At 43.0% G+C, this 3,552-nt stretch carries 5 protein-coding genes and 1 pseudogene; 2 read left to right on the top strand and 4 right to left on the bottom strand.

All coding sequences use genetic code 11. The features are described 5' to 3' along the window. From PX481_RS06490 to PX481_RS06480, 3 genes are all read right to left on the bottom strand, one after another. A partial coding sequence (locus PX481_RS06490) for a cobalamin biosynthesis protein (protein WP_288094045.1) occupies nt 1–276 on the bottom strand: 276 nt, incomplete at its 3' end. Nucleotides 277–278: 2 nt separating this feature from the next. Next, nucleotides 279–752, bottom strand: coding sequence for a GFA family protein (locus PX481_RS06485; RefSeq protein ID WP_002757336.1), 474 nt, complete (start codon nt 750–752; stop codon nt 279–281). Then, nucleotides 700–1,143 (bottom strand): Rrf2 family transcriptional regulator, encoded by a 444-nt coding sequence (locus PX481_RS06480; protein WP_002738021.1) that lies wholly within the window; start codon nt 1,141–1,143, stop codon nt 700–702. The genes PX481_RS06485 and PX481_RS06480 overlap by 53 nt, the downstream gene beginning before the upstream one ends. A 299-nt stretch (nt 1,144–1,442) precedes the next feature. Here PX481_RS06480 and PX481_RS06475 point away from each other — a divergent pair, with 299 nt between their 5' ends. Beyond that, nucleotides 1,443–1,832: an AbrB family transcriptional regulator gene (locus PX481_RS06475; protein ID WP_002737568.1), complete on the top strand. Its 390-nt coding sequence runs from the start codon at nt 1,443–1,445 to the stop codon at nt 1,830–1,832. A gap of 527 nt (nt 1,833–2,359) precedes the next feature. Here PX481_RS06475 and PX481_RS06470 read toward each other — a convergent pair. After that, a complete protein-coding gene (locus PX481_RS06470) occupies nt 2,360–2,527 on the bottom strand; it encodes a YqaE/Pmp3 family membrane protein (RefSeq protein WP_288094042.1) in 168 nt (55 codons plus the stop codon). Between the two features lie 155 nt (nt 2,528–2,682). Between PX481_RS06470 and PX481_RS06465 the strand changes: the two are divergent. Beyond that, nucleotides 2,683–3,348: pseudogene (locus PX481_RS06465) on the top strand (RNA-guided endonuclease InsQ/TnpB family protein); the annotation flags it as partial. Between the last annotated feature and the right edge of the window lie 204 nt (nt 3,349–3,552).

Genomic DNA, 3,552 nt, shown 5'->3' with positions numbered 1-3,552 from the left:
TTGTACTAGGCAACTCAGCAGCAAATTGACCTGACCTAACCATTGGATTCCTAGCCAAGTTAAGACCCCGGCCAAGATAATTAAACCTAGTCCCAGAATTATGCCCGCTAAACGTTGGCGAATTTTTTCCCGCGTCCAATTAAGGATAACTTTTGTGGCAACAGCAATAATCGCCCCCATCACCTGCACTGGATGAATCCATCCCCAAGGATCGCCCACCAGATAATCTAAAACCGCCCCTAATACTAAAATGATCGCCGTTGCCGTTTCCTTCACAATTACTCCCTTTTACCATCGATATCCCGAATTTTCTCAATATTGTCTTCCCAGTTAGCCCCATCAAAGAACTGGATCTGAAAATCGCCTAAGACATTGCCCTCCAAACAGCGCAGGTTTATATCTATAGCGTCAGGATGGGAGCGGGGACGATAGAAAGGATGAATACCACAAACACGACAAAAATAATGTTGGGCTGTGTGGGTATTAAATGTATAGGTACTTAAAAAATCTTCACCGCTTAGGAGGGTAAATTGTGCTGAAGGAACAATCAGATGCAGAAAGCCTTTTTTCTGACAAATCGAACAATTACAGTCTAGAGCTTGATCATGCTCGATCGCCACTTGAAAACGGATCGCTCCACAGTGACAACCCCCCCCATAAATCTTTGCTTGTGTTGTTGCTGTCATAACTTCTAAACTACTAAACAATAAAGCTGGTTTCCTCTCCCCTAGCGGCGATCCAGCTACGGGCATCGTAGTATAAATCGGCTAAGGTAATCTTCCCTAGGGCCTCTTTTAATTTCTCGTGGAGGTGTTTCCAGATAGTAAATGTCACCCAATCTTCTGCCTGTTCGTCCCTGGGATGATAGCCTGATAATGGCTCGATCGTCTCTCCCACTGCCTCCAAAATTTGCCCCAACGAGATCCGATTTGCCGGCCTAGCCAATTGATAACCCCCTTGCGATCCCCGAAAGGAACGAACTAACCCCGCTCGTCGCATTTCTATCAGCAATTTCTCTAGATAAGCAGCCGGGATATCTTGACGCAGGGCGATCGATTTTACCGATACGGGAGTTCCCCTCGGTTGTAAACTAAGATCCAGCAAGGCTTTAACACTATAGTGACCCCTAGTTGTTAGCTTCATTATCCCTCATTTTTACCTCTTGATCTCTATCCTACCCCGGCTCTCATTGATGAGAGAAAGGCTAACCTCCCTTACCCCGGCATCTCGATCAACATTGATAAATTCTCTTAAGATTTCGATCGAGAGATAGAGTCTAATCCATTACAATCAATTTCCCCAAGCAAGTGATAATTTTTAGTTTATACCGTGTAAGATAAGTGTAGAGATCAATCGTAACCCGATTGTTTCTGGTCAGGGGGAGCAATTCTCCTCGACTAGCCTTGATGACCCTAACCGTTACTTATCTACTGCGAACTTAAATGAACACAACTACCAATCCAGAACCCCTGACTGGCCTCGAACTAATTGAGAAAGTTAAACAGCTAGGCAACCTCAGCAAAGAGGAAAAAGCCCGGGAATGCGGCTACTATACCATGACAAAAAATGGTATTGAACGCGTTAATATGATGAAATTTCTCAATGCTCTAATCGATGCCGAGGGAATTGACTTAGATAGCAGTGCCAATGGTCACGGACGAGGTGGGCGCTCGGCCAGCTACCGGATCAGTGTCCAATCAAATAATAATCTTCTGATCGGTTCGGCCTACACCAAAAAAATGGGACTCAAACCGGGAGATGAATTTGAAATTACTTTGGGGAGAAAACATATTCATCTCAAGCAAGTTGGCGCCAGCGACGACGACGAATAGCCATAATTAAGGAGAGAGCCTTTTCACTCTCTCCTTGCTAAGTAGTCGTGCAAAATTAATTTCCTAGTCGAGACTCCGAGACAGGAGACTCCGAGACAGGAGACTCCGAGACGGGGGACTCCGAGACAGCTATCAGGGATCAGATTTGAATTTTTAGTTCACTGTTTACTGATCACAACAAAAAGCGTTTGGCTGACGGCTGACGGCTTGGATGTGTAATTAATTTTGCTTAGGTACTTATCAGATGAGATAAGCTCTTGTCTCTTGAAACTAGGTATTTTATCCTCAATCGGTCTTTAAGCATCTAGATAGGGTTGGCTGAATAAATCTAAAAACCTTGTTGGGTAAGACTTTTAGACTTTTTTGACATCCAAAAGTGCCGGGCATGGGAGTGAGCAGGGGGAAAATTCCTGGACTTTTTCCCTGAAAATTGGGTAATTGACCACCTGAAGATCGGTAAAACCCTACACCCTACACCCTACACCCCACACCTTGCCCCCAGGAAAAACTTTTTCAGCAGACCCTAACTAGGAATTCTCCGCTTCTTTGGAGACAATCCAGAAAGCGTGGATAATGCCGGGGACATAACCAATTAAAGGTAAGATGATGTTGATAACAAAGGCTAAACTCAGTCCCGTGGTCAAAAATACGGCTAAGGGCGGCAAAAAAAACGCACAAACTAGGCGAAGAAACATTGTCAGTACCTCAAAAAGACTTTAGTGAATCTTAATTCTATATTAAGCTTGCTCTCCTTAAATTTGCCATAAAATGGCAGTGATCCCAGAAAAATTAAGGAGAAATTCATGATCGGCATTCTTTTAAATATTCTTGCCACTGCCCTGAGTTTATTTGCCAAGAACTCTATCAACAAGGAGAAAAAAAGCCAAAATATACCGAGTTTTCCAAAAGACTAACTCAGACTAAAAAAACAGAATAAAGAAAGTGGTTAACTGAGGTTTCTTCTATTCCTTTACAACAGTCTTTGAGAGATTTAGAGACAGCCTATTCTAACTTTTTTGCATTTTGTCAGGCAGAAAGGAAGGGAAAAAAAGTAAAACCTCCCAAGTTTAAAAAACGTAAATCTCAACAATCGGCAAGATTTACTGACAATGGTTTTACCGTTAATCAACACCACGTTACTTTGGCAAAAATCGGTGATTTAAAAGTCGTTTGGAGCCGTCCATTACCCTCTAAACCTTCTAGCGTCACCGTGATTAAAGACGCAGCGGATCGATACTTTCTCAGTTTCGTTGTCGAGATTCGTCCTGAAACTTTGCCAGATAACAAGCAAACCGTAGGGATCGATCTAGGGATTGCTACCTTTGCGACTCTTTCAACAGGGGAAAAGTTCAACGCACCAAAACCGTTAAAGAAACGACTAAAACGGCTTAAAAAGGCACAACGAAACCTTTCTAGAAAACAGAAAGGAAGTAACCGACGGGAAAAAGCCAGAAAACAAGTGGCTAAAATCCACGCAAAGATTAAAGACACTCGCACTGATTTCTTACATAGGGTCTGCTGAAAAAGTTTTTCCTGGGGGTAGGAGTCAGTAGCCGGTCGTCAGGAGCCGGTCGTTTCGGGCTTTGTTGCCATTGTTTTTTGTACCAAGCTATGTACTACAAGAAGGATAATGCAAGGTTTTTGAACGTCCCAATCCTATTTTCGCAGCATGAACATCGGACTTTAACAGGTCAAAAGCTTTATTTTAAAAGGGTTTTAC

Source organism: Microcystis sp. M53603_WE2 (genome assembly GCF_030065435.1).
Note: the sequence above shows the minus strand (reverse complement) of the source record. Positions and strands in the feature narration are given on the sequence as shown.